General features: G+C 42.2%; 25 protein-coding genes. 15 read left to right on the forward strand and 10 right to left on the reverse strand.

Translation table 11 applies throughout. The features are described 5' to 3' along the window. The first annotated feature begins 14 nt into the window (after positions 1-14). Both DUL71_RS27635 and DUL71_RS27640 read left to right on the forward strand, forming a co-directional pair. Complete coding sequence (locus DUL71_RS27635) at positions 15-440, forward strand: glycoside hydrolase family 18 protein (protein WP_114941065.1); 426 nt, start codon at positions 15-17, stop codon at positions 438-440. After that, positions 404-1,402: a glycosyl hydrolase family 18 protein gene (locus DUL71_RS27640; protein WP_208645664.1), complete on the forward strand. Its 999-nt coding sequence runs from the start codon at positions 404-406 to the stop codon at positions 1,400-1,402. Before DUL71_RS27635 ends, DUL71_RS27640 begins: the two co-directional genes overlap by 37 nt. A gap of 90 nt (positions 1,403-1,492) precedes the next feature. Here the strand turns inward: DUL71_RS27640 and DUL71_RS27645 are convergent, their stop codons facing one another. Next, positions 1,493-2,305, reverse strand: coding sequence for a DUF3108 domain-containing protein (locus DUL71_RS27645; protein ID WP_114941067.1), 813 nt, complete (start codon positions 2,303-2,305; stop codon positions 1,493-1,495). A 236-nt stretch (positions 2,306-2,541) separates the two neighbouring features. Here DUL71_RS27645 and DUL71_RS27650 point away from each other — a divergent pair, with 236 nt between their 5' ends. From DUL71_RS27650 to DUL71_RS27670, 5 genes are all read left to right on the forward strand, one after another. Then, positions 2,542-3,561 (forward strand): sensor histidine kinase, encoded by a 1,020-nt coding sequence (locus DUL71_RS27650; RefSeq protein WP_114941068.1) that lies wholly within the window; start codon positions 2,542-2,544, stop codon positions 3,559-3,561. Beyond that, entirely contained in the window at positions 3,558-4,268 is a 711-nt protein-coding gene (locus DUL71_RS27655; protein ID WP_114941069.1) for a LytR/AlgR family response regulator transcription factor, read from the forward strand. Before DUL71_RS27650 ends, DUL71_RS27655 begins: the two co-directional genes overlap by 4 nt. A 34-nt stretch (positions 4,269-4,302) precedes the next feature. Beyond that, a complete protein-coding gene (locus DUL71_RS27660) occupies positions 4,303-5,490 on the forward strand; it encodes an alginate lyase family protein (RefSeq protein ID WP_114941070.1) in 1,188 nt (395 codons plus the stop codon). A 161-nt stretch (positions 5,491-5,651) separates the two neighbouring features. Beyond that, positions 5,652-6,248, forward strand: coding sequence for a TetR/AcrR family transcriptional regulator (locus DUL71_RS27665; protein WP_114941071.1), 597 nt, complete (start codon positions 5,652-5,654; stop codon positions 6,246-6,248). Between the two features lie 9 nt (positions 6,249-6,257). Continuing rightward, positions 6,258-7,409: an FAD-dependent oxidoreductase gene (locus tag DUL71_RS27670; RefSeq protein ID WP_114941072.1), complete on the forward strand. Its 1,152-nt coding sequence runs from the start codon at positions 6,258-6,260 to the stop codon at positions 7,407-7,409. A 162-nt stretch (positions 7,410-7,571) separates the two neighbouring features. On the opposite strand, the gene DUL71_RS27675 is transcribed toward DUL71_RS27670, so the two are convergent. The 5 genes from DUL71_RS27675 to DUL71_RS27695 form a co-directional block, all read right to left on the reverse strand. Then, positions 7,572-8,594 (reverse strand): asparaginase, encoded by a 1,023-nt coding sequence (locus tag DUL71_RS27675; protein WP_112568868.1) that lies wholly within the window; start codon positions 8,592-8,594, stop codon positions 7,572-7,574. 37 nt (positions 8,595-8,631) lie between these two features. Further along, positions 8,632-9,399, reverse strand: a complete 768-nt coding sequence (locus DUL71_RS27680) for a TatD family hydrolase (RefSeq protein WP_114941073.1) — start codon at positions 9,397-9,399, stop codon at positions 8,632-8,634. Between the two features lie 142 nt (positions 9,400-9,541). Next, positions 9,542-10,546: an FKBP-type peptidyl-prolyl cis-trans isomerase gene (locus DUL71_RS27685; protein WP_244228854.1), complete on the reverse strand. Its 1,005-nt coding sequence runs from the start codon at positions 10,544-10,546 to the stop codon at positions 9,542-9,544. 60 nt (positions 10,547-10,606) lie between these two features. Then, positions 10,607-11,590: an FKBP-type peptidyl-prolyl cis-trans isomerase gene (locus DUL71_RS27690; RefSeq protein ID WP_114941074.1), complete on the reverse strand. Its 984-nt coding sequence runs from the start codon at positions 11,588-11,590 to the stop codon at positions 10,607-10,609. A 7-nt stretch (positions 11,591-11,597) separates the two neighbouring features. Further along, positions 11,598-12,608 carry a DHH family phosphoesterase gene (locus tag DUL71_RS27695; RefSeq protein ID WP_114941075.1) on the reverse strand — a complete coding sequence of 337 codons (1,011 nt, stop codon included), beginning with the start codon at positions 12,606-12,608 and terminating at the stop codon, positions 11,598-11,600. Positions 12,609-12,807: 199 nt separating this feature from the next. On the opposite strand from DUL71_RS27695, the gene DUL71_RS27700 reads away from it, so the two are divergent. Both DUL71_RS27700 and DUL71_RS27705 read left to right on the forward strand, forming a co-directional pair. Continuing rightward, positions 12,808-13,227 (forward strand): nucleoside-diphosphate kinase, encoded by a 420-nt coding sequence (locus tag DUL71_RS27700; RefSeq protein ID WP_091220172.1) that lies wholly within the window; start codon positions 12,808-12,810, stop codon positions 13,225-13,227. A gap of 149 nt (positions 13,228-13,376) precedes the next feature. Further along, positions 13,377-13,568 (forward strand): hypothetical protein, encoded by a 192-nt coding sequence (locus DUL71_RS27705; RefSeq protein WP_112568877.1) that lies wholly within the window; start codon positions 13,377-13,379, stop codon positions 13,566-13,568. On the opposite strand, the gene DUL71_RS27710 is transcribed toward DUL71_RS27705, so the two are convergent. Together DUL71_RS27710 and recF are read right to left on the reverse strand one after the other, a co-directional pair. Further along, positions 13,555-13,845, reverse strand: a complete 291-nt coding sequence (locus tag DUL71_RS27710; protein WP_114941076.1) for a DciA family protein — start codon at positions 13,843-13,845, stop codon at positions 13,555-13,557. The genes DUL71_RS27705 and DUL71_RS27710 overlap by 14 nt on opposite strands. Further along, positions 13,838-14,938 carry a DNA replication/repair protein RecF gene (gene recF / locus DUL71_RS27715; RefSeq protein ID WP_114941077.1) on the reverse strand — a complete coding sequence of 367 codons (1,101 nt, stop codon included), beginning with the start codon at positions 14,936-14,938 and terminating at the stop codon, positions 13,838-13,840. Before recF ends, DUL71_RS27710 begins: the two co-directional genes overlap by 8 nt. A gap of 245 nt (positions 14,939-15,183) precedes the next feature. On the opposite strand from recF, the gene DUL71_RS27720 reads away from it, so the two are divergent. From DUL71_RS27720 to DUL71_RS27745, 6 genes are all read left to right on the forward strand, one after another. Continuing rightward, the gene (locus DUL71_RS27720; protein WP_112568883.1) at positions 15,184-15,861 is read left to right on the forward strand and encodes a tetratricopeptide repeat protein; all 678 of its coding nucleotides are present in this window, start codon (positions 15,184-15,186) and stop codon (positions 15,859-15,861) included. A gap of 165 nt (positions 15,862-16,026) precedes the next feature. Then, positions 16,027-16,521 carry a 6,7-dimethyl-8-ribityllumazine synthase gene (gene ribH, locus DUL71_RS27725; protein WP_114941078.1) on the forward strand — a complete coding sequence of 165 codons (495 nt, stop codon included), beginning with the start codon at positions 16,027-16,029 and terminating at the stop codon, positions 16,519-16,521. A gap of 231 nt (positions 16,522-16,752) precedes the next feature. Next, complete coding sequence (ytxJ, locus tag DUL71_RS27730) at positions 16,753-17,082, forward strand: bacillithiol system redox-active protein YtxJ (RefSeq protein ID WP_114941079.1); 330 nt, start codon at positions 16,753-16,755, stop codon at positions 17,080-17,082. A gap of 149 nt (positions 17,083-17,231) precedes the next feature. Further along, on the forward strand, positions 17,232-18,113 hold the full coding sequence (gene lipA / locus DUL71_RS27735) for a lipoyl synthase (protein WP_112568889.1): 882 nt from the start codon (positions 17,232-17,234) through the stop codon (positions 18,111-18,113). Between the two features lie 24 nt (positions 18,114-18,137). Beyond that, entirely contained in the window at positions 18,138-18,689 is a 552-nt protein-coding gene (locus tag DUL71_RS27740; protein ID WP_114941080.1) for an RNA polymerase sigma factor, read from the forward strand. A gap of 4 nt (positions 18,690-18,693) precedes the next feature. Further along, positions 18,694-19,521, forward strand: a complete 828-nt coding sequence (locus DUL71_RS27745) for an anti-sigma factor (protein WP_112568893.1) — start codon at positions 18,694-18,696, stop codon at positions 19,519-19,521. 348 nt (positions 19,522-19,869) lie between these two features. On the opposite strand, the gene DUL71_RS27750 is transcribed toward DUL71_RS27745, so the two are convergent. Further along, positions 19,870-21,375, reverse strand: coding sequence for an NAD(P)H-hydrate dehydratase (locus DUL71_RS27750; RefSeq protein WP_114941081.1), 1,506 nt, complete (start codon positions 21,373-21,375; stop codon positions 19,870-19,872). 130 nt (positions 21,376-21,505) lie between these two features. Beyond that, positions 21,506-22,396 (reverse strand): transglutaminase domain-containing protein, encoded by an 891-nt coding sequence (locus tag DUL71_RS27755; RefSeq protein ID WP_114941082.1) that lies wholly within the window; start codon positions 22,394-22,396, stop codon positions 21,506-21,508. Positions 22,397-22,418 lie beyond the last annotated feature (22 nt).

The raw sequence follows: 22,418 nt of genomic DNA on the forward strand, positions 1-22,418 counted from the left end.
CAATAAACCAAATTATGAAAACAACTTTAAACTCCCGCCTGCTATGGTGTATAGCAGTAGTTTTCTTTGCGCTTTCATCGTGCCGTAAGGATAATTTTTCATCCAATCAGCCCAGTGCTCCGGTTGATAACGCGCCTCAAAAATCGGTGGCTGTTGAGGCAGTTCCCGGCTTCAAAGTAGTAGGCTATCTGCCAAGTTGGGCCGGCGCTGTAAGCGCGGTTCAGTTCTCGAAGCTTACCCACATTAACTACGCTTTTGTGCCTCCTACTCCGTCGGGTGGCATTGGCGCCGTTGATAACGTATCTAAACTTCAAAGCCTGGTATCAACCGGTCATGCCAACAACGTTAAAGTACTGGTATCATTTGGCGCTGGAACAATGGCGACGACAGCGCCTTCGAAACATTGGCCGCCAACGCAACATCCCGCACCAATTTTGTAAACAACCTTGTCAGCTTTGCCAATCAATACAACCTGGATGGCATCGACATCGACTGGGAATACCCTGACGACGGCGCTTCGGCTAACAACTATGCCGCCTTAATGTCACAGTTAAGCACAGCGCTTCACAACCAGGGTAAGCTGTTAACCGCGGCAGTAATATCCAACGATGGTTCAAGCGTATTGAACAGCGTATTTGGATATGTAGATTTCCTGAACCTGATGGCTTATGACGGTGATGGCTCAAACCACTCACCATACTCACTGGCGCAAACATCATTAAACTACTGGATCGGTCGCGGGTTGCCTAAGGCCAAAGCCATTTTAGGGGTTCCGTTTTACGGCAGGGAGCCTTATACTTCTTATGCCGATATACTTGCAGGCGGCGGCAGTCCTAATTCGGATACCTGGAACGGTATTGGCTACAACGGTATCCCAACCATTAAAAGCAAAACTACCCTCGCCATTAACCAAGGGGGTGGTATCATGATGTGGGAACTATCGCAGGATGTTACGGGTGCTAACTCCCTATTATCGGCTATCAATTCTGTGATCAATGGCAGCACAACACCGCCATCATCTCCACCAATTGGCACCATAATTTCGCTAAAAGGCTTTAACAATAAATATGTGAGCGGTGAAAACGGCACACAAGCCATGACCTGTACGCGTGCCACCGCGGGCGACTGGGAACACTTCACCGTATTGGACGCCGGCGGAGGCAAAATTTACCTGCGTAGTATGGGCAAATATGTATCGTCAGAAAATGGCACACAAGCCATCACCTGCAACCGCACTACGCCCGGCGACTGGGAAAAGTTTGACTGGATAGTTACTACCGATGGTAAAATTACCATTCGGGGCAACAACGGCAAATTTATCTCCAGCGAAAATGGCACCCAGGCCATGACCTGTAACCGGGCCACTGCTTCAGGTTGGGAAGCTTTCGGCTTAAACCAATAAAACTATTAACTGCTTATATAAAAGGCCGGGGTTATGATACTGAAATCATAACCCCGGCTGCTTTTCAAAGGAATAGGTATTTATATTTTTTTACTTCACAAACCTCGGCAGTAGATTAGTGGCGGCACCCATCATTTTTATTTTATACCGATAACCTCCGCCAAAAGCGTCTTCCTCTTTCAAAAACTCGTGGTTCTTTTTACTGATCCAGTACGTTTCTGTAAAATGACGGCCATTGTAATCGCTTTCATTGTATAGTTTCCAGCAATCCACTTTATTACCATCTAAAGTTGATATTACCTCACTGCCGGTTACTTTATAAAGCACATAAAGCGGCGCCGGGATCCCGGCTTCATAAAAAGGGATAGCGAAACTTTTGCCTTCGGCCAGCGGTAACATCTCAAAGGTTTCAATGTCTAAATTCCAGTTAAGGTTAGGGAAAGTAAAATCAAGTTTAAAATTCTTTGCTTCGTTATTGGCATTGGTATCGGCGCTTGCAATTTTATCAGGAGCCCAGTTAAAGGCTTTTGTTTTTTTTCCGATAGTTTCCGAATGATAAAGAGGCGAGAAATCGGCAACCTTATTAATAGAATAAACAGAGCGGTACGATGAACTATCATTACCATACCAATGCTGGGTTACGGTAAATACTTTTTCGCCGTTACGGGTCTCGAGGTTTATATCGCGCAGCCAAAGCCAGAACTTCAGACTACGGTTGTCTTTAATATTTTGAAAATAAACAAGGTATTGCCTTAAGCCGGGTTTAAGCGTTGAGGTAAGCAAGCGCTTATCTTTTATGCGGATAGTATCGGTTTGGGCAAATACTTTAGGCGTGTGTGAAAGCAGTAGTAAAAGGCTGAGACTAACGGCTACGATCTTTTCAGCTAAATGTTCGGTTTTCATGATAATTTGATGGTTTGATAAGGATAATTTTCTGTTAATAGTTCAAAACTGTCCTTTATCAAACGGCAAATAAAATCAGTTAAACCACTTCCGCTTTCTTTTTAGCCCGATACGGTATTTATTCAATAATGTGCCTGTAGCAACGTTTATTGAACCATTAACGTCATTTATTGAATAAATGCAGGTAATGGTTTAAAGCCGGCATCAACAAACAAAAAGCTTAGTAATTTTAAAAAATGCAACTATTTAAAGCCCGGCCATCCATTAAAAAACTCCAGCTTTTGGTATGGATATCGGTATGCCTGCTCCTGTTTTTTTCTTATTTGCCGATGGATGGCGCAACCCAATCGGCTATGTACGCCAGCGTAACTACCGCTTTTTATGCCATCATTATATATGGAAACATATCGGTTTTGTATCCCCTGTTTTATCAAAAAGGCAAATATGCATGGTATGTGCTGCTGGTGATCATATTTATAGCAGCAACCGGCACGCTCCGCGGGTATATTACTTTATTGCTCTACAACAGCTTCTTTGCAAAAGCACCTGAACCGGTAAGCTTAAAAGCTATTACCAACTATATTTCGGGTGGGGTGCTTATTTATATGTTAAGCCTGATATTCCGGATAGCATTAGAATATTTTAAGCTGAAACAACAAACCGAAGAGATCATTATACAAAAAAGCCAGGCCGAACTGAACCTGTTAAAATCGCAGGTGCAGCCGCATTTTTTGTTCAATACGCTCAACAATATTTATTACGAAGCCTATCGCGAAGCGCCACGAACGGCAGCATTGATAGAAAAGCTTTCGGATATCATGCGTTATTTTGTTGATGAAAGTCCGAAGGACGATGTAACCATTGGTACCGAGGTACAATTCATTGAAAACTATATCGCCTTAGAAAAAATCAGGATCAGGCATGAAGTAGTGGTATTTTTTGAAAAGAATTTCAACTCCGATCTCCGGATTCCGCCCATGCTTTTGATGACCTTTGTTGAGAATATTTTTAAGCATGGTATCGATAAATCGAGCGAGCAAAACCTTATTGGCATATCTTTGATTCAGCAGGATGGTTACCTGTTTTTTAAAACCAATAACGCCATCCATGTTCAGGCAGCAAGCAAACGCGCAGCAGGTTTTGGCATTGCCAATTTAACCAAAAGGCTAACCATGTTATATGGCGCAGACTTTGACCTGAAAATTGACAACAGCAACAACACCTTTTCTGCATTTTTAAAGATCCCGGTAGCATGAACTTAAGCTGTATCATCATTGACGACGAACCCAACGCGGTAAACCTGCTCGAGATCCTGGTGCAGCAAAGCACCCAATGGCAGCTTAAAGCCAAGTGCTACAACGCGCTTGAGGCATTGGCTTTTTTGAAAAGCCACAAGGTGGATTTTATATTTCTGGATATCAACATGCCGCAGCTAACCGGTATGGAACTGGCCGGTCTGCTACCCCCGCAAACCAAAATCGTGTTCACTACCGCTTATTCGGAATACGCTGCCGAGAGCTACACCTATCAAACTATTGATTACCTGCTCAAGCCCATCACCCTAAAACGCTTCCTGGCGGCCATGCAAAAAATTGAAGCCTATTTTGGTAAGATCGATCAAGTAATGCCCCAAGGCCAAACCGCCGACGAAGGCTACTTCTTTGTAAAATCGGGCAAGGTATTACGCCGCATTCTGCTAGACGAGATCCTGTACTTTGAAGGTGAAAAAGAATATGTACGCCTCGTTACCGGACAGGAACAATTGCTGATCTATCGCCGGCTTAAAGATATTGAAGAACAACTTTCGGCTCCATTTGTACGGGTGCACAACTCCTATATTGTAAACACCAAACAACTGGCAAAAATTCAGGACAATCACATCTACATAGCTGATAAACATATCCCTGTGAGCGAAAAATTTAAAGATGGTTTTATGGCGATAATTAATAAAAGGATATTTTAGCTTCTGTAAAGCGAACCAGGCTTTACCCTATCTTATGAAATTCAGAAAACTATCCGGCCTGTGCCTTTTGTTATTTATCATATTTAATAACTCTTCCTTCGCCCAGCAAAAAGTAAGCTTTCTGTTGGTTGATGAACAGTTGTTGACCAAATCACGAGGACTGTTAAAACAAGGCGATAAGGAAGCATCTGCCAAAATCAACAAGATGATTAACCGGGCAGATAGTGCAATTATCAAAAGGCCATATTCGGTTACTTTCAACAAAACCAAAACCGCGCCAAGCAACGACAAGCACGATTATGTAAGCCAGGCCCCCTACTGGTGGGCCGATCCCGCAAAGCCTAAGGGCCTGCCCTACATCCGTAAAGATGGCGAACGCAACCCCGAAATTTATTTACTGCATGACCGCAGCCAACTGGGCGATATGTGTACAGCTGTTAAGCAGCTGAGCTTCGCGTATTATTATACCGGGAATGAAAAGTACGCGGTAAAAGCTAAAAGTTTATTGCAAACATGGTTTGTTGAACCTGCAACCCGCATGAACCCTAATTTAAATTATGCGCAATATATTCCAGGCCTTAATGACGGCCGGGGCATAGGTATAATTGAAAGCAGGGAGCTTACCGCGATACCCGATGCTATTGCCATGTTAAACGGTAGCAAGGCTATGGATGAGAAATTGGTAAATGATATAAAAGACTGGTTTAAGGCATTTTCTGGTTGGCTCCAAACCAGCCCCAACGGTAAAGATGAACATTCGCAGCTCAACAACCATGGCTCATATTATGATGTACAGCTTATAGATTACTCGCTTTTTACAGGTGATAGTAAAACTGCTATAGAATTACTTAAGAGCACCACTATCCCCCGCATTGATAAGCAATTCACTCCTGAAGGTGCCCAGCCCCTTGAACTCGCCCGCACCAAATCGTGGGATTATGTGAATATGAACCTGTATGCCTGGTGCCAGCTGGGCATTTTAGCCAACCATTTAAATATCGACCTGTGGCATAAACAAACCGTAGATGGCCGGGGAATGAAAGCGGCTGTAAAATGGCTGATCCCTTATGCAGCCGGCGAAAAAAAATGGGAAAACCAGCAAATAGCATCTTTTGAATACGAGCAGCTAAAGTTTATTATGGACAAGGCAAGTGCGCAATATCCCGACTTGAATTTTGATGCTGTATTCAAGAAGTTTCCGAAGGGCGTTGAAGTGGAGTGATAACCTTAGTTGCGGCTTACCTGTTTAGAATGCTTTAGTTTACTCTCAGCACATCGGCTCTGGCCTATTTGTCCCATCATCTTAAAGTCATTTGAAATAAAAACGCTATAAGTAAATGAACATTTACTTATAATTGTATAACAATTCAAATTACTCGTGTTATGAGGCCAAAGAATTTAGAGAAGGAACAAGCGATTCGCACCATTGCCCTTGATATTATTGCCAACGAAGGGCTCGAAAACCTGAGTATGCAAAAGCTGGCTAAGGCAGCCAATGTATCGCCCCGCACTATCTATATTAAGTATGAGGATAAGGAAGACCTGCTGATCAAGCTTTTCATCACCGAAGTTTTAGGAGCATACGAAACTGCTATTCTGAAGGGGTTTGATGAAAAAATGGATTTTGAAACCGGTATCAAAAAGCTTTGGCACAATGGCTTTCAGTACTTAAAAAACAACCGTACGCATTTCGCCTTAATTCTTTATGGTAAATCTTCGCCTTTGCTTAACAAAGCCTATCAACGGGAAAATATTCAGCAAGGCCAGTTCTTCGCTCCTATCCATCGCTTTATTCAGTCAAATGTCGAGGCAGGCGTAATCCGCGACCTTCCTTTCGATGCTCAGCGGGCCCTGATGTTTTCGCCGCTGCTTGATTTGATGAACGAGTATTTTGATCATCTCAACAGACCTGTACAAATCATCACCGACGAAGTGATAGCGGCCTGTTGTGACGCGGTAATAAAAGGTATGATGAAATAATTAAACAACATGAAAGCAATTAAAAACAAAAATATAGCAATAGTGGGCGGTGGCCCGGGTGGACTTACCCTCGCACGCATTTTACAAATGAACGGTGCCAACGTAAAAGTTTACGAGCGCGACTTAAATCGTGAAGTGCGTGTACAGGGTGCTACCCTTGACCTGCATGAAGAGTCGGGTTTAAAAGCCCTGGAAGTAGCCGGACTGATGGATGCCTTTAACGCCAACTATCGTCCCGGTGCCGATAAACTAAGAGTTGTAGATAAATACGCCAACATTATACACGATGAGCACGGAGCCGACGGCGGCTCGTACAATCGCCCCGAAATTGACCGCGGCCCATTAAGAAAAATCCTGCTCGATTCCCTGCAACCGGATACCGTGGTTTGGGATAGCCAGTTTGTATCACTTGATGAGCAGGATGGTAAAATTAAGCTGGATTTTAAAAACGGTTCAACCGCGAGGGCCGATCTGGTGATAGCCGCCGATGGTGCAAATTCAAAGATCCGCCCATACATTACTCCTATTAAACCATTTTATGCTGGGGTGAGTGTGATAGAAGGAGCCGTTTATGACTCAGAAAAGGCAAGTCCCCGGGTTCACGAGCTGCTGAACGGCGGTAAAATATTTGCCATGGGCGACGAAAAAACGCTGATAGTAAGTTCTAAGGGAGATGGCAGCCTGGTATTTTATGCAGGTATCAAATCAACAGAAACATGGCTGCAGGATAGCGGGATTGATTTCAAAGATAAAGCATCAGTATTTGCCTGGTTTAAGCAGGAGTTTACCGGCTGGGACAATATCTGGGATGAATTGTTTGAAAATGCTGAGCCCGTATTTATTCCCCGCCCGCAATACTGTATGCCTTTAGATCAAACCTGGGAAGCTTTGCCCAATATAACCATGCTTGGCGATGCCGCCCATCTAATGCCGCCTTACGCAGGCGAAGGCGTTAACATGGCTATGCTCGACGCTTTAGAATTGGCCCAACACTTATTAAATAATGAGTTTGAAAACACCCGTGATGCTATAGCCGCTTACGAAAAAACAATGCGCGCGAGAGCATCCGAAACCGCCGCTATGACGTTGGAACAAACAGATTCACTGCATTCGGCTGATGGGCTAAAGAATTTGGTGGCAATGTTTAATCCGGAGGGGTAATTTCAATCGGCAAAGTCGATAAGATAAAATCCCAAAAACAACGTCATTGCGAGGAACGAAGCAATCCCAAACTCTACAGGGCGAACCTGCAAATCGGGAATTGCTTCGTTCCTCGCAATGACGCTTTTATAAACTTATTTTCCTTAGATTATTTTAGAGAATCTACGAAACAGTCAATTCGCCCCGCAAATCAGTTTCAAGCCATTCCCTAACCTGGGCCGGGTTATCACTTTGACCAAGCAGGTACATCATTTTGGTAACGGCGGCTTCAAAGGTCATGTCGTAACCGTTGGCAACGCCAATATCTTTCAGATGCTTGCTGGTTTCATAACGGCCAAGTTCAACTGTGCCTACCTTACATTGTGAAATATCAAGGATCACCTTACCACTGTCGATAGCGTTTTTCAGCAAATCTATAAACCAGGCATCCGTTGTGGTATTACCGGCTCCAAAAGTTTCCATTACAATGCCACGCACATCGGCACTTAGTATGTTTTCGACTACCTTAGGGCTTATGCCTGGGTACAGTTTTAACACACCTACATCACTAACCAGATTATTATGGATAATAAGGGCGCTTTCGTCTTCAGGTTGCCTGATGTCGTTTACGCTGAAACGCAAATGCACGCCCGATTCGGCCAATATTGGATAATTTGGCGAGCGGAAAGCTTCAAATTTTGATGAGTTATATTTAAAAGCCCTGTTACCGCGGAAAAGTTTATAATCAAAATAGATACAAACCTCCGGCACACGGGCACGATCGTTCTTTTTGGCTTTGGCTATTTCAATAGCCGTCATCAGGTTTTCCTTCGCGTCGGTGCGGATAGCGCTGATAGGCAATTGCGAGCCCGTAAAAATAATAGGCTTACCTAAGTTTTCTAACATAAAACTTAATGCCGAAGCGGTGTACGCCATTGTATCCGAGCCGTGCAAAATTACAAAGCCATCATTATCATGGTAGTTAGACTGGATAAGTCCTGCCAATTCGCTCCATATCTCAGGGTTCATATTTGATGAATCAATGATCTCATCAAACGAATGCACTTTAATACGGCAATTAAGCTTTTCAAGCTCGGGCACGTTATCCATTATTTGCTCAAAGTTGATAGGCTTGAGCACCTTAGTAACCGGATCACTCATCATACCGATTGTCCCTCCGGTATAGATGATTAAAATTTGGCTCATTAATTAAGTTTATGCTGTGGTAAAATATTAAACAATTTCAAATTCCGAACACAAGCCTGGAATTTTCGGTAGTGACCTCGGCCACTTTTTCAATGCTTGTGTGGTGAAGCTCGGCTACTTTCTCCGCAATATACACCAGGTACGAGCTTTCATTAGGTTTACCCCTGAACGGAACGGGCGTAAGGTACGGAGAATCTGTTTCTAAAACTATATGTTTTAAGTCAATTTCCGGTATTACTTTATCCAGTCCTGAGTTCTTGTAAGTTACAACTCCGCCTATCCCAAGGTAAAAATTAAGGTCGATTACTTTTTGCGCTTGTTCAACCGTACCGCCAAAGCAATGGAAAATGCCACGCAGTTTTTCATCCGCTTCCTGTTTCAACACTTCGTACACTTCGTCAAAAGCATCACGGCAATGGATCACTATGGGCAAATCAAGGCTTTTAGCCCAGTTGATCTGTTTTACAAAAGCATCTACCTGCTCTTTCAAATGCGTTTTATCCCAATACAGGTCAATCCCAATCTCGCCAATAGCATAGATCTTATTTTGCTGATGGGCATCCATAATGGCCGATAGTTCGTCTTCCCAGGCCTCCTTTACATCGCAGGGATGTAAGCCAAGCATAGGGTAACAATATTGAGGATAGTCGTTTACCAAACCATAAACCAGCGGAACAGACGCGGCATCAACATTGGGTAAAAACAAACGGGTAATGTTATTATCGATACAGCGCTGCATTAATGCCGCGCGTTTTTCAGAAATGGTTTCGTAATATAGATGTGTATGCGTGTCGGTTAAAACCATGCTGCAAAAATAAACCTTGAATACTTAATAACGAATTTATAACCGTAAAGTATAAACCCATCCAACTAAAAATTGCTCCCTATAAACAAAAAACCTCTTGCTTTTAGGGCAAGAGGTTGATTATTATGATCTTTTAATATGATTACTTGGTCTTTTTTGCAGGGTTAACCTTCACCAATTCAATATCAAATAAAAGGGTGCTGCCCGGAGGGATAGCGCCAGAACCTCTATCACCATAGGCAAGACCCGATGGAATAATGAAAGTAGCTTTTGAACCTTCGTTAAGCAAAAGCAAAGCTTCTTCCCAACCTGGTATTACCCTGCCTTCGCCCAGTACCACACTAATTGGCTCGTAAGGACGACCAGGCTGATCTAAACCGGCAGCCTTGGCATTAGCTTCGATGCTGCTGTCAAATACTTTGCCGTTAAGCAGCTTACCTGTGTAATTAACCAGTACGGTATCTCCGTTTGCCGGTTTGCCTTTATCAGTAGGGCTTGTAATTACATATTGTAAGCCTGATGCTGTGCTTGTGGTTTTAAGACCGTGTGAAGCTACATACGCGTTAGCAGCAGCTACTTCAGCCTGTTTTTGCTTTTCCAAAGCGGCATTTCTTTCGGCCATAGCTTCATTTATCGACTGGATCTTTTCCATTTTAATCACAAAGCTCAGGAAACTGCCTTTAGGAAAAAACGGTGGACGGGCTTCTTCATGACCTTTAAATATCGAATCGGCAGGAATTTTTACCAAAGCACTGTCTTTAGCAGCCAAAAGCGGGAAAACATCCATCATATCGCCTAAACCGCGCGACGGCTGGATTTGCGCCTGTGCAGGGTGCCCTGCTGCGAAGCTATTATAAAGTACAGAATCTTTATCCGTTTTCTGGATAAAGTTAAAAGTGATCACATCACTGGTTTTAGGTTTTACCCCTGTGTTTGCGGTATAGATCTTGTAAAAAGAACCTTTGGATGTTTTCAACATGCCAACAACCTGCGGTGGTGTAACTGTTTTTTTTGCAGGAACAGCCTTTTTAGCCACGCCGCTTTTGGCTGTAGCAGGGCGTTTTTTTACAGCACCGGTTTGCGCATTAGCAGTTAAAGCCGATAGGCTTAACAATGGTGCTATAAAATAAAGAATGTACTTTTTCATAAGCTATAAATAAAAAAGCCTTTCCTGCTGGTGCAGGAAAGGCTTTGTAAAATAGTATAATTATTTTGTTGCCGGAGTTGGCGCTGGCATTTGCATTTGCGGCATAACCGGTTTCGGCGCGTTTGGATTTGGGTGAACAATGTTTACCAGCTCAACTTCAAACACAAGTGGTGTATAAGGCTGCATTTGCGGGCTACCCTGGTCACCATAACCTAATGATGAAGGAACAACCAATACAGCTTTAGTGCCTTTGTTAAACAATTGGAAAGCTTCGTCCCAGCCTTTGATCACTTTGCCTTCACCTACCGGGATGCGGATTGGCTGGTAAGGGTTCATCGGGTTGATCTGCATTTTTTCTTTAACAGCAACTTCTTTAGAGCTGGTTTCTAAAACCTTGCCGGTAACAAGTCTTAAAGTATAGTTAATTACTGCAGTATCACCTACGGCCACGTTTGCACCGGCACCTGGGGTAGTAACAGCATAGTTTAAGCCTGATGCTGTTTTCACAAATTTCAAATCTTTATGAGCATCTAAGTAGCCTTGAATTTTAGCAGGCTCTTTACCTTTAAGTGCATCGGTCTGGCCTTTCATGTACTGAGTAACACGATCACGGAAAACCTGCTCGTTAAGGGCACCTTTAGCAATAACTTTTTCAATTTTGATGGTATAAACCAGGTATTTGCCTTTAAAGCCCGGAGGACGTTGCTGGCCACCTTTAAATACCGAATCGGCAGCGATTTTAAATGTAGCGCTATCGCCTTCACCTAACAATCCTAATCCAGAAACAATATCACCTTTCATTTGAGGTTTAGGCATCAGCGTTGGAATAGGCTGGCCATTATCATAAGAATTGTTGATAATTGAATCTTTATCGGTTTTAAGGATCATGTTCAGTGTCATAAAGTCACCTTCCTTAACTTTAGGATTGCCTTTTGAAGTGTGGATGTTATAAAGCAAGCCACCATCGCCTTGCTTAAACCCACCGTTGCAACTTGCAAATCCTATAGCCGCAAGTGACAGAAACATCAGTTTTCTTTTCATCATTACTTTTTTACTGTATTAATAGTTTTTTATATTCAGGTAAAATTTGTTTAAACTGTTGGATAACGTGTTCGAGGGTATCATCTGAATGACCTCCCGCCGCATTGCGATGACCACCACCGTTAAAGTATTTTTTGCAAATTTCATTGGCCGGGAATTCGCCTTTTGAGCGCAAAGAAAGTTTCACCCTATCGGTACGTTCAACTATAAAAGCAGCCAATCGCACATTTGCCATTGATAGCGCATAATTCACAACGCCTTCGGTATCGCCGGTTTCAACGTCAAAACGCTGAAGGTCCTGTTTACTTACGGCAATGATAGCGGTATTAAATTCTGGTAATACCTCCAGGCAATTCGCCAGGCAATGCCCTAAAAAGCGTAACCTGTTTTCAGACGCGCTATTATAAACCAGCTCATGAATGCGCCAGTTAACGGCACCCGCGTCAATCAGGTCGGCAACAATGCGGTGAACCCCAGACGTAGTATTAGGAAGCCTAAACGATGCAGAATCGGTCATGATGCCTGTGTAAAGACACGTAGCCACATCCTTATTTACAAGTTCTTTATGGTGAAGTTCATTTACGATAAAATCATACACCAGTTGCGCGGTAGCGCAGGCGTTGATATCCCAGTGCCTGAAATCGTCAAAATCAGCCGGTTCCAGGTGGTGGTCGATCATGATCTTATAAGCGCTGCTTTCGGCAACCAGTTCGCCCATATCATTGATACGGCTCAGGGCATTAAAGTCAAGGCAAAATATCAGCTTGGCATCGGCTATCAGGGCGGCAGCCTCTTCGCGGTGCTCGGTATAGACAATAACGTTCTCGTTACCAGGCAACCAGCTTAAAAAGTCAGGATAATCTGTAGGGGCAATAACCCTGGCATGATGGCCCTGCTGTATTAAATAATTATATAAGCCTAATGACGATCCCATAGCATCACCATCAGGTTTATGATGGGTAGTGATTACTATCTTTTGAGGTTGCGTTAAAAGGTCAGTAAGCGAAGCTAAATCTAACATCAATTCTTAAAAAAAGAGTTGCAAAGCTAAATAAATAAATGAAATACAAACCATCTAATTTAATTCAAAAAGCTTTATGATACAGTTACAAAAGCCTATTTTTGCGGCAAATTTTAAATAAGCACGTAAGTGTAGTTTAAAATTAACCCAACAAAGGCATTTAGTCTATTAATAACCAAAAAAAGAAACAATTATTTCAATGAAAACTAACAGAACGTTTACAATGATAAAGCCAGATGCTGTTGCAGACGGCCACATCGGTGCTATTTTAGATATTATTACCAAAAATGGTTTTAAAATTGTAGCCCTTAAATACACTAAACTATCTGCAGAAAAAGCCGGACAGTTTTACGAAGTACATAAAGAGCGTCCTTTTTATGCCGGACTGGTTGAATTTATGTCATCAGGCCCTATTGTAGCTGCTATTCTTGAAAAAGATAACGCTATTACCGAATTCCGTACATTAATTGGTGCTACTAACCCTGCGGATGCTGCTGAAGGCACTATCCGTAACCTGTATGCAAGGTCAATTGGTGAAAATGCCGTTCACGGTTCAGACTCTGACGAGAACGCAGACATTGAAGGAAACTTCTTTTTCTCGGCTTTTGAAAGGTTTTAATTAGCCTTATTTCGGGTGCAATCAGTCAATCAGCGGGTTGCGCCCGAAATGTTTACGTTTTTCTTGGAAGTATGGTTACATTTTTTTTAACTTTACATTCGCTACCTGAACATTATTACATTTAGACGAACCAAGAAATATCGAACAAGATGAAGCCGTTATTCAAATACATATTTTACGTACTGGTGCTGGTACTTTTAGTTATCGGTTCGATACTGCTTTATAAAACTCACCCTGAAGCACAACTTGCTTTTACAATTCCGGGCTTGTTCATCCTTGCTTACTCAAAGCTTACCGATGATATTAAGCTAAAGCACCACGGTATGGTTAGAGGAAGATAATCTCTTCTACAATAATACTTTTAGCTTCATTATTTATTTTCTCGATGATCTGACTGCGCATAAGCATCAGTTCGTTTTTTATTACCGACGATTCAATCCGCAGGAATAATTTCCTGTCGCGCACAAATAACTCTTTAGTACGGTTGGCTACCGATTTACCTACCAGATCAGGCCAGGCCGTAACAACACCGGTTTCATCAAAACGTCTTTTGATCTTGTACACATTAAGCATTTGCTCAATGGCCTCTTTCAGTGTTTTATCATTAGTTTTACGCATCAATCGCTCCTCCCTTTACTTTAAATAATTTAACGGGTACCTCTATTTTATTAAAAACGCTTTCAACACGCTCAACTCCGGTATCGGTTATAAAAACCTGGCCAAAATCATTGTTTGATACCATCTGCATCAATTTGGTAACGCGCCCATCATCAAGCTTATCAAAAATATCATCCAACAAAAGCAAGGGTTTAAAACCCTTTTGCTGATACAGGAAACTGTATTGGGCAAGCTTCAATGCAATTAAAAACGACTTCTGTTGCCCCTGCGATCCAAATTTTTTCATGGCCATGCCGTGAATATTAAACTGCAGATCGTCTTTATGGATGCCGGCGGTGGTTCGCTCCAGCGCCTTATCACGGTCAAAACTCTTTTTTAATAAACTATCAAAGCTATCTGTAAGCAATTGTGATTCATAGATGAGTTCGACCCTTTCGGCATTATCGCTCAAAAAATCGTAGTGCTTATTAAATACCGGTACAAAGGTATCCATAAAGGCGCGGCGCCTTTCAAAAATACGCATGCCCGAATCTGTTAGCTGCTCATCAATTACTTCAAACAACCCCGCGTCATACCGCCCGGTTTCATTTACCTGTTTTAACAGCGCGTTACGATTGGTGAGGATCTTATTATAGGTGATCAGCTCATCCAAATAATGGTTATCCGTTTGCGATATCACATTATCAATAAACTTCCGGCGCTCCTCGCTCCCCTCGGTTATAATACTGGTATCATTTGGCGAGATCATTACCAGCGGCAGCAGCCCGATATGATCGGCCAGGCGCTGATAATCTTTTTTATTACGCTTAAACTGCTTTTTCTGGTTCCGTTTTACCGAGCAGGCCACAGCCTCCGGCTGATCATTTTTATTAAAAACTCCGGTAACAATAAAAAAATCGGTCCCTTGCTTTATCTGCTGACTATCAATTGGGTTAAAGTAACTTTTGCATAATGAAAGGTAATGAATAGCGTCAAGCAAATTAGTTTTGCCGGCCCCGTTGTTACCTGTAAATACATTAACCCCCTCGCTGAAAACCAGTTCGGCCTCATCGTAATTTTTAAAATTGATAACTGACAGCTGTTGCAGGTGCATGGGATGGCAAAGTTAGTGTTTTATTAGATTGAATAAGTTCAGAACCATGATTAATAGGATTAATTGATTTTCATGATATCAGGGTAAATTCACTTTTTCAAATGTTCCATCTATCATGTCATCCTTTAATCAAGCATAATCATGGTTCATAATCAACCATTCACCCCTCTTTAAAGATTTAATACAAAAGGTATTGCCAGTAAATTTGAAAACCGTATTTTTGCAAACTTAATTTTAGAACAACAATGTCAAAAACCCAGGCGAACACCAAAGTTGCAGCACCAGAAAACAATTTTGGTCAGAGTGGCAATTTTGTACGCGAGAACCAAAAAAGCTTACTGTTTATTGTAGGGGCTATCGTCGCCCTTATTGCTATCTATTTTATTTACATTAAATTATACTTAGGTCCGCGTGAAGTTACTGCCGCTAACCAAATGTATAAAGCACAAGAGTTCTGGCAGCAAAAAAACTGGGACAAAGCCATTAAAGGCGATGCCGGTTTCCCTGGTTTTGAAAAAATCATCAGCGATTACAGCAACACTAAAGCTGCTAACCTGGCTTATTTTTACCTGGGTACAGCGTATTTAAATAAAGGTGATTACCGCAAAGCCGTTGACAACCTGACTAACTATCGCGGTGACGACAACATGATTGCAGCCGAAGCTTTCGGCAGCACAGGTGATGCTTACGTAGAGTTGAAAGACTACGAAAAAGCAGAAACTTATTTCAGCAAAGCGGTTGACAAGGCAAAAAACAAATTCTTATCGCCACTTTACCTTAAAAAGTTAGGTTTAACTTACGAGGCTCAAAAAAACAACAAAGAAGCTGCCGACGCTTATAAAAGGATAAAAAATGAATATCCTGAAAGTGCAGAAGCTCAAAATATCGACGAGTATATAGCACGCGCTGAAGCAAAACAATAATTTATTTCGGATTTGAGAATTTCGATTTCGGATTTATCAGGTAGTTAAATACCTTTAAATCCGGAATCGATTTTTTTTATAAGCACATTTTAATCGTCAATCACAGCGCTTAACAAATCCGAAATCGAACCACCGAAATTCGAAATAAAAATATCCGAAATCAAAATGGCTACACAGCTTAAAAACCTTTCCGACTTTTCAAATACCGAAATACCTTCGGCAGCACCGTATCGCTTTGGCATTGTCGTGGCCGAGTGGAACGCCGAAATTACCAATGCACTTTACCAGGGCGCATACCAAAGCCTGGTAAGCAATGGGGCGTTGGCCGAAAACATTTTTTCATACCAGGTACCGGGCAGCTTTGAGCTTACCTCAGGAGCCGATCTATTGCTGCAAAAAGGCGACCTTGACGCGGTAATTTGCCTGGGCTGTGTAATACAGGGCGAAACAAGACATTTTGATTTTATTTGCGACGCGGTAGCACACGGCGTAAGTAATGTATCTATAAAATATTCAAAACCTGTTATATTTGGTGTATTAACTACCGATAATCAGCAACAGGCTATTGACCGGGCAGGTGGCAAACATGGCAATAAAGGCGATGAAGCGGCTATCACCGCTATCAAAATGGCTGCACTTGCCGAAACATTAAACAGTTAACACACGTTAAAGCAGTTAATTTAGCTCAACATGAAAAAATTAGTTTACATAGCACTTATAGCGGCGGCAATTGCAACAGTATCATCCTGCTCAAACAAATTGTGCCCTGCTTACGGTTCATATCCTAAAACAGGTCGTTAACAGTTAATTGTCATTTTTAAACCTGTTTAAACACATTGCAGAGTTTTTGTGTTATAATTACGTTATAGCATTTTAACTATTATAATAAATATGAACTGGATTTCGTTGGAGACGGCCGATCAGCTTATGCAGATCAAGCAGCAGGAAGGCTATAGCCTTATATTTAAACACAGCACACGCTGTTCCATCAGCATGATGGCAAAAAGACGATTTGAGCTTGACTGGGACAATCTTCCCGAAAATATGCCCCTCTATTTTTTAGACCTGATCAAACACCGCGATCTGTCAAACCAGGTTGCGCAATTATTCCAGGTACATCATGAGTCGCCTCAGCTATTACTCATCAAAAATGGCGAATGCATTCTTGACCAATCGCACAGCGGTATCTCCGTTGATGAAACTTTAGAAGTATTGAATTAATTTTGTTCATGGATCATAGTTCATGGTTCATGGGTTCATAAAATGTTAGTGTTAGTACGTTACAGCAAATGATCATTTTGCAGTCATTTGCTGCCACTATGAACAATGAACCATTCCCCATCAACTAAATATTTAACTACATTTGCACCATGATTGAATTGCCGGTAGTTCCTGCTGTTAGCCAGCCTGTGCGTAAGCCCGATTGGCTTAGGGTTAAACTTCCTACAGGAAAAGAATATGCTCACGTACGCAGTCTTGTTGATACCCACAAACTGCACACTATATGCGAAAGTGGTAACTGCCCCAATATGGGCGAGTGCTGGGGAGCCGGTACTGCTACTTTCATGATCCTTGGTAATATTTGTACCCGCTCATGCTCGTTTTGCGCTGTCGCAACCGGCAGGCCGTTGGCTGTTGATGTTGATGAGCCAAACCGCGTAGCTACTTCGGTAAAACTGATGCAGGTAAAGCATTGTGTCATTACCTCGGTAGATCGCGACGATTTAAAAGATGGCGGTTCCATTATCTGGGCCGAAACCATTAACGCCATCCGCCGCGAAAGCCCGGAAACTACTTTAGAAACTTTGTTACCCGATTTTAAAGGTAACTGGGATAACCTTGCCCGCGTTTTAGAAACCAGGCCCGAAGTGGTATCTCACAATCTGGAAACCGTAAGGCGCCTTACCAAAGAGGTTCGCATCCAGGCAAAATATGATCGTAGCCTTGAGGCTTTGAAACATATTTCAGAAGCTGGCCTGCGCACCAAATCGGGCATTATGCTTGGCCTGGGCGAAACTGAAGAAGATGTTTTGGAAGCTATGGATGATCTGCTTGCAGCCGGCGTACACATACTTACATTAGGCCAATACTTACAGCCAACTCGCAACCATCACCCGGTAATTGACTGGATCCACCCAGATCAGTTTGCCCGTTACAAACAATTTGGACTTGACAAGGGTTTTAGATATGTAGAAAGCGGACCACTGGTACGCTCTTCTTATCACGCAGAAAAACATCTGTTTGAAATGTGATAATTCCTTTATATCTTCACCAAGTTGAGTAAAAAACGAAAAATATCGCTGTCGGAAGAAGAACTGGTGCTGTCATTACAGCACCGGGAAAAAATTGCCGTAGAAGCGCTATACGATATGTATTCGGCCTCGTTATTCGGGGTGATATCACGCATTATAAATGACACCGCTATAGCCGAAGATGTTTTACAGGAAACTTTTGTAAAAATCTGGCATTCCTTTTCAAGCTACAGTACTGAAAAAGGCCGTTTATTTACCTGGATGGTTAATATCGCGCGCAACCTCGCGATAGATAAAATCAGATCGAAAGATTTTAAGAACCAAAACAAAAACCAGGAGATTGAAAATAACGTAACTTTCATTGACGAGCAAAGGAACACAGTTTACAAACCTGAGTTAATGGGCGTTAAGGATTTAGTGCAAACGCTAAAACCCGAACAAAAGCTAATTGTAGAGCTGGTGTATTTTAAAGGTTATACCCATGTGGAAGCCGCCGAAGAGTTAGGCATGCCGCTGGGAACCATTAAAACCCGGTTACGAATGGCAATCATGGAACTCAGAAAACATTTTAATTGAGAAAGTGGAAGATTTAAAAGCATATATTGAATCAGGGATACTGGAACTTTACGTTCTGGGGGATGTTACCCCGGCCGAAAGGTTACAAGTTGAAGAGATGGCTTCAAAGCATCCGGCTATTAAGGCTGAGCTGGATGAAATAGAGCGGTCAATAGAATTATATGCTGAAGAAAACGCGATAGAACCATCTGAACAATTACGTAACCGTGTATTAGGCAGCCTGCTAACAAATTTTGGCGACGATAACAACTTTCCGACGCCAACCCACGTACAACATGAAAATGTTGTAGCCATGCAACCTAACGCCGATAAAGGAACCAACTTTTATAAATACGCATTTGCAGCTTGCCTTGCTTTATTATTAGCAAGCGCCATAGCTTTATATAATCTTTATACCCGCCTTAACGACACCAATACCCAGTTAAGTGCCATGCAGGCGCAAAATCAGCATTTTAGCAATACGGTTAGCGCGAAGGATAGTGAACTGAACCTGTTAAGAGACACATCATACAAACTGATCCACTTAAGAGGTACGGCAAAATCGCCTGAGTCAATAATGACTGTTGCCTTTAGTCCATCTAAACAAAAAGTGGTTATTGATATGGAAGGCCTTAAACTACCTGCCAATGATCAAAATCACCAATACCAGCTTTGGGCACTGGTGGGTGGCAAACCGGTCGATCTGGGTGTATTTGATGCTACATCTGATTCAAGCGGCTTCAAGAACATGAAAGCAATAGCCGCAGCCGATGCGTTTGCTGTAACCCTTGAGCCACGAGGCGGAAGTGCAAGCCCAACACTATCAGAGATGGTGGTACTCGGCAAATACTAAAACCATAAATAGCCGCCTTTTAGGTTGCTCATAAATAAAAAAGCTTACATTTTTTTCAGATTTATTCCGAAAACGATGTAAGCTTTTTGTTTTTTATCCGTTAGTAGTTATATTTCGTGTAAACCTAAAGTTCACGGAATAAATTATTTAACATATTTTTAACGAAACCCAAAACCAATTATTAGTTTTTTTGTAACTAATAAGTACGTGCAAGCGTCTTATGATTAGTTAGGACATAAACGAGAGAAAAAACCTAAAATTCCTAACCCCCAGATTTGAGTATTTAGTTCTTTATAAGATCAGTTAATAGTTAATTAAAACGGGCGTATAATACTTGCGGCCGTTTTTTTATGCCCTTAATTTTGCCATGGTGATTGGCAATTGCGCAATAAGTTTACCCGGCAAAACAACATGCATGCGGTTAGGCAACGCCAGTTCGTCACCAGCTTTACCATGAATGTAGGCACCAATAATACAAGCCTGTTCCGGAGCATACTTCTGGCCAAGCAACGCGGCTATTATACCGGTAAGCACATCGCCCATCCCTCCGCTTGCCATAGCGGCATTGCCCGATGAATTGAAATAGGCTGTACCATTAGGTGTGGCCACAATAGTATAATCGTTTTTCAGCAGGATACACAGGTTTAGTTCTTTTGCCTTAACTATTGCTTTCTGTAGCCGCTGCCACCAATTGGTATGATCACCAAATAGCCTGTCAAACTCTTTCATATGCGGAGTTAAAACGCTCCCGGCAGGCAATTGAGTTAACAACTCCTGATTTTCCGCAAGTAGGTTCAGGGCATCAGCGTCAATAACTAATGGCTTTTTATAGTTTTTAATGATAGCATTTAACAACTCCAGGGCACCAGCTTCTTTACCCAAACCTGGCCCCACAGCAATCGAACTGAATTTATCCCACTCAATATCAGGAAGTTCATCACCGGTCCTCACTATAGCCATAATTTCGGGCTGATAGCTGTTAAGTGCCGTCAAACCGCTTTCGGGGATACAGGCCGTCGTCAATCCCGCCCCCGCATGTGCCGCGCCAGATGAACTTAGCAAGGCTGCTCCCATGGTTTTTGCCTGTCCCGCCACGATCAGGGCGTGCCCGTAAGTGCCTTTATTACTGAAGCGATGACGAGGTTTGAGCATCTGCCTGATATCTTTTTCTTCAATAAATTGATATGGCGAATTAAGGCCCTGCACAAACTTTTCATCGATACCAATATTTACCGCTTCCCAGCAATTGATATAAGGTGCCGACTCAGGCAGCAGGAAATTGATCTTGGGCTGCTGAAAAGTTATCACTAAATCGGCCTTTATGGCAACAGTATCTTTTGGCACCTCTCCTTCGGAAAAAAAGCCTGTAGGTACATCAACCGAAACAACTGTGCGGTCAAGATCATTGATGTAATTAACCAACCGCTCGTAATCGCCAGAAAGGGGCTTGTTTAACCCGCTGCCGAGTAATGCATCAATTATTACCGGGCTGTTATCTACAGGAATCTCTTCGCCATTGCCAAGTTCGGTTATTGTTACGCAGGTTTGCTTTAACCTTTCAAAATTATGATTGAAATCGGCAGAAGCTTTATCAGAAAAACGGGCTATAACAACATGCAGATTATTATAATGATGGTCGCATAAAATACGAGCTATGGCTAAGCCATCGCCCCCATTATTCCCGGTTCCGCAATAAAAAGTTATGGGTTCATTTTTATCGGGGAAACGATTTGCAAACCATCCCACAAAAGCCCTGGAAGCACGCTCCATCAGGTCCACAGATGATATCGGTTCCTGAGCAATGGTATAGGCATCACCCTCGCGAATTTGTTCGGCAATTAATAAAGGAAGCATATATCCTAAAGTAAGGATTTATAAGATTTGTTTGCGGGGAAATTAATGCGAATGACTTTATTGTAAAAATATAAAAGCCATCCTGGCAGAATGGCTTTTATGAATAACAAGCATATTAGAGAAAACCGCCTTATGGCTTCTTCCAAAACAAGTTGCTGTTGTTTGTATGATAGGTTATCACACTATACCATTTACTAACCGATGTTTCAAACCTATCGGCTTTGGGATTTTTACTCCCAACAGGCAGCAGTTCCACATATGTAAAAACTTTACCTGGCGTAATTGTTTGCGAATTGTATTCGCTAACAACCGGGCATATCATTCTGTATAAATGCTCGGCTAAAAAGGTATATACATAATCTTCCTTTTTAGTTGGGATGTTGTGATAATTAGCCGTGCTGTTTAAGATGATCGGTCTGCCGTCAATTATACGTTGCCTCACTTCTTCTATGCTTAAAAACGCCCCTTTCTCATCTTTCATATAGGCATTTTCCTGCGGGTCGATATAGATCCATTTATTTAGCGAATCGATATACAGCGCGTTAACCACATGCCCACCGTGTGCTACAGGATAAGCGTCAGAAAAACAAATAACTGTTCTCGACTTAAAACCCATAGCTAAGAAAATATCATTCATCCCTATCGACAGTACATAGCAGCCCTGCCCCACCTTGTGCGAACGATAAAAAGAGATCACGTTCATGGTATTCAGCGAATCAATATTAAGCGTGTCCTGATGCGGCACCTGGTTATGAAACCAATTTAGTAAACGGATGGCCCTATCGGTTTGAGAACCTTTGCCGGCAACCGAATCAAGATTAAATGCCTGCCTCAAACCAATTAGTTGTGGGCTTAATTGCGATTGATAAGTAAAGTCGGGAAAACTCTGATGCCCTGTATTATCATATGGCGCACTTTTGCTTAGTTCTTTTACATGCGCGAAATTGCTATAAGATTGTGCTTTTACTTGCGCTGCGGCTGCAAACAACAGGCAGGCAATTATAACTGATTTAACTTTCATTTGTATTTAAATTGTTGATTTT

This window comes from Mucilaginibacter endophyticus (assembly GCF_003351025.1).
In the GTDB taxonomy this organism is placed as follows: Bacteria; Bacteroidota; Bacteroidia; order Sphingobacteriales; family Sphingobacteriaceae; genus Mucilaginibacter; species Mucilaginibacter endophyticus.

Bases quoted from the DNA above. Each gene is read 5' to 3' on its own strand.
- DUL71_RS27635 (WP_114941065.1), top strand. From the start codon at position 15: ATGAAAACAACTTTAAACTCCCGCCTGCTATGGTGTATAGCAGTAGTT.
- DUL71_RS27645 (WP_114941067.1), bottom strand. From the start codon at position 2,305: ATGAAAACCGAACATTTAGCTGAAAAGATCGTAGCCGTTAGTCTCAGC.
- DUL71_RS27650 (WP_114941068.1), top strand. From the start codon at position 2,542: ATGCAACTATTTAAAGCCCGGCCATCCATTAAAAAACTCCAGCTTTTG.
- DUL71_RS27655 (WP_114941069.1), top strand. From the start codon at position 3,558: ATGAACTTAAGCTGTATCATCATTGACGACGAACCCAACGCGGTAAAC.
- DUL71_RS27660 (WP_114941070.1), top strand. From the start codon at position 4,303: ATGAAATTCAGAAAACTATCCGGCCTGTGCCTTTTGTTATTTATCATA.
- DUL71_RS27665 (WP_114941071.1), top strand. From the start codon at position 5,652: ATGAGGCCAAAGAATTTAGAGAAGGAACAAGCGATTCGCACCATTGCC.
- DUL71_RS27670 (WP_114941072.1), top strand. From the start codon at position 6,258: ATGAAAGCAATTAAAAACAAAAATATAGCAATAGTGGGCGGTGGCCCG.
- DUL71_RS27675 (WP_112568868.1), bottom strand. From the start codon at position 8,594: ATGAGCCAAATTTTAATCATCTATACCGGAGGGACAATCGGTATGATG.
- DUL71_RS27680 (WP_114941073.1), bottom strand. From the start codon at position 9,399: ATGGTTTTAACCGACACGCATACACATCTATATTACGAAACCATTTCT.
- DUL71_RS27685 (WP_244228854.1), bottom strand. From the start codon at position 10,546: ATGAAAAAGTACATTCTTTATTTTATAGCACCATTGTTAAGCCTATCG.
- DUL71_RS27690 (WP_114941074.1), bottom strand. From the start codon at position 11,590: ATGATGAAAAGAAAACTGATGTTTCTGTCACTTGCGGCTATAGGATTT.
- DUL71_RS27695 (WP_114941075.1), bottom strand. From the start codon at position 12,608: ATGTTAGATTTAGCTTCGCTTACTGACCTTTTAACGCAACCTCAAAAG.
- DUL71_RS27700 (WP_091220172.1), top strand. From the start codon at position 12,808: ATGAAAACTAACAGAACGTTTACAATGATAAAGCCAGATGCTGTTGCA.
- DUL71_RS27705 (WP_112568877.1), top strand. From the start codon at position 13,377: ATGAAGCCGTTATTCAAATACATATTTTACGTACTGGTGCTGGTACTT.
- DUL71_RS27710 (WP_114941076.1), bottom strand. From the start codon at position 13,845: ATGCGTAAAACTAATGATAAAACACTGAAAGAGGCCATTGAGCAAATG.
- recF (WP_114941077.1), bottom strand. From the start codon at position 14,938: ATGCACCTGCAACAGCTGTCAGTTATCAATTTTAAAAATTACGATGAG.
- DUL71_RS27720 (WP_112568883.1), top strand. From the start codon at position 15,184: ATGTCAAAAACCCAGGCGAACACCAAAGTTGCAGCACCAGAAAACAAT.
- ribH (WP_114941078.1), top strand. From the start codon at position 16,027: ATGGCTACACAGCTTAAAAACCTTTCCGACTTTTCAAATACCGAAATA.
- ytxJ (WP_114941079.1), top strand. From the start codon at position 16,753: ATGAACTGGATTTCGTTGGAGACGGCCGATCAGCTTATGCAGATCAAG.
- lipA (WP_112568889.1), top strand. From the start codon at position 17,232: ATGATTGAATTGCCGGTAGTTCCTGCTGTTAGCCAGCCTGTGCGTAAG.
- DUL71_RS27750 (WP_114941081.1), bottom strand. From the start codon at position 21,375: ATGCTTCCTTTATTAATTGCCGAACAAATTCGCGAGGGTGATGCCTAT.
- DUL71_RS27755 (WP_114941082.1), bottom strand. From the start codon at position 22,396: ATGAAAGTTAAATCAGTTATAATTGCCTGCCTGTTGTTTGCAGCCGCA.